Raw genomic sequence first — 2221 nt, forward strand, 5'->3', positions numbered from 1 at the left:
CATCCGCTGAACGCCATCGCCAAGTTTTAACGGGGTTCAGGTTTCCAGCGGTGAGGTAGTAATTCTTCTATTTGGGGCACTTTATGTGTTGGCAACCTTTTCAGCACATCACTTAAATAGGCATACGGATCCAAGCCATTCAGCTTTGCTGACTGGATTAAAGTCATGATATTGGCAGCTCGTTGACCACTGCGCAGCGAACCTGCAAATAGCCAGTTCTTACGCCCCAAGGCCCAGGGACGCATTTGGTTCTCTATCCAATTATTGTCAATGGGTAGATTGCCATCATCCAGATAGCGGCTTAAAGCAGTCCAACGTTTTAGGCTGTAATTGATCGCCCGGGCGGTTGGAGAACTCGATGGCACCGTCAGCTGATGTTGGTTGAGCCATTCATATAGTTGTTGCATGACCGGTTGACTATGCTGTTGTCGGTATTCGCAGCGGTCTTCCGCTGTACCATCCGTCTTTTTTCTTAATTCTGCTTCTATCGCATATAATTTCTGAATCAGCACTAATGCCTGTTCAGCGACCTGACTTTTCTTGGTCACATGTAGTTCATGGAATTTACGACGTGCATGTGCCATGCAGCCCACCTCAATGACCTGACCTGATCTAAAGCGTGCTTTATAACCACTGTAATCATCACAGACCAAATGACCCTGCCAGCCTTTCAGGAAGTCTTCAGCATGCTGGCCAGAACGGCTATCTTGAAAGTCATAGATCACTGCCTGAACTGGATTGTACTGTGTGCTGGCATAGGCCCAGACATAACCTTTTTTGGGCTTTTTCTCATTTTCACCCATCTGCATGACCGTCACCGGTGTTTCATCTGCATGGATCACCTGCTGTTGCAGTACCACCTGTTTTAAGGCATTGGCCAGAGGTTCCAGTTCCACCCCACAGCGGCCAATCCAGTCAGATAACGTTGATCTAGACAGATCAACACCTGCGCGTAGAAAGATTTGACGTTGACGGTACAAAGGCAAATGATCGGCATACTTTGACACCAGCACATGGCTAAGCAATTCAGGTGAAGCAATGCCTTTATCAATCACATAGGCTGGCATCGCTTGCTGAGTCAGAGTGTCACACTGATCACAGACCCATTTACCACGCACATGCTGTTCCTTATAGAACTGTGCCGGTCTGAAATTCAGTTTTTCACTGACATCTTCACCGATACGACGCAAGGTACAGCCACAACTGCATTGTGTTGATTGGCAGCAGTCGACGTTTAGGTTTGTTGACTGTGGCTTTGTGTGTTGCTGCATCGGTTTTATCTGCATTCAGCCGCTCCAGTTCCAGATCGACTGCTGCGATATCTTCTTCGACCGCCTCATCCCACAGATGGATTTGTTTTGCGGTGAGATGTTCGTTTTTACTGCCGAATTTATGCTTTTTAAACAGCGCCAGTTCATGCTCGTATTTTTGATTGAGAATAGAAAGATGCTGAACTTTGGCATCCAATTGCTGGTTTGATTTTTCTAATTCTTGATTTGATTGTGCCAGAGACTGATGCTGCATCGCCAACTGCCGGGTAAATTCCAGCAGTTGTTCATGGGTCAGTTGGCTTAAATCAGGCAGCATTTTCATGACCGCAGTATGCCTGAGGTCATGACGCAGAGGAAATAGAACGTTTGGAGAATAGCAGAATGGACCAGCCTAGTTTAGAGCATTGTGACCACCTGCTGTCGTCCAATGCGCTGCCAAGGTAAACCCTGGATCAGTGCCTGTAACTGTTCCGGACTGATCGCCATGCTTTCACCCTGGTGAACCTGCGCCCAGTGGAATTTTCCCTGTTCCAGGGCATCCAATTGTTGGTTTGATTGTGCTAGAGACTGATGCTGCAGCGCCAACTGCCTGGTGAATTCCAGCAGTTGTTCATGGGTCAGTTGGCTTAAGTCAGGCAGCGTATTCATGACCGCAGTATGCCTGAGGTCATGAGAAGAATGAAATAGAACGTTTGGAGAATAGCAGAATGGAACAGCCTGGTTTAAAGCATCGTCACCACCTGCTGTCGTCCAATGCGCTGCCAGGGCAAACCTTGGATCAGTGCCTGTAACTGTTCCGGGCTGAGGGCCACGGTTTCACCTTGGTGAACTTGAGCCCAGTGAAATTTGCCCTGTTCCAGCCGCCGGGCACACAGCCAGATGCCCAATCCATCATGTACCAGCACTTTCATGCGATGGCCACGTTTATTACAGAACAGGTAAGCACAATG

General features: G+C 48.1%; 2 protein-coding genes and 1 pseudogene. All 3 read right to left on the bottom strand.

All coding sequences use genetic code 11. The features are described 5' to 3' along the window. Positions 1 to 26: 26 nt before the first annotated feature. Positions 27 to 1593 (bottom strand): annotated as a pseudogene (tnpC, locus tag ACY3FQ_RS03390) (IS66 family transposase). Positions 1594 to 1667: 74 nt separating this feature from the next. Further along, positions 1668 to 1919: an IS66 family insertion sequence element accessory protein TnpB gene (gene tnpB, locus ACY3FQ_RS03395; protein WP_489774443.1), complete on the bottom strand. Its 252-nt coding sequence runs from the start codon at positions 1917 to 1919 to the stop codon at positions 1668 to 1670. Between the two features lie 74 nt (positions 1920 to 1993). Next, a partial coding sequence (gene tnpB / locus ACY3FQ_RS03400) for an IS66 family insertion sequence element accessory protein TnpB (RefSeq protein ID WP_044108510.1) occupies positions 1994 to 2221 on the bottom strand: 228 nt, incomplete at its 5' end.

The organism is Acinetobacter sp. AB03 (assembly GCF_058107045.1).

Excerpts from the sequence above, each read along its gene's own strand:
- tnpB (WP_489774443.1), bottom strand. The coding sequence starts at position 1,919 with ATGAATACGCTGCCTGACTTAAGCCAACTGACCCATGAACAACTGCTG.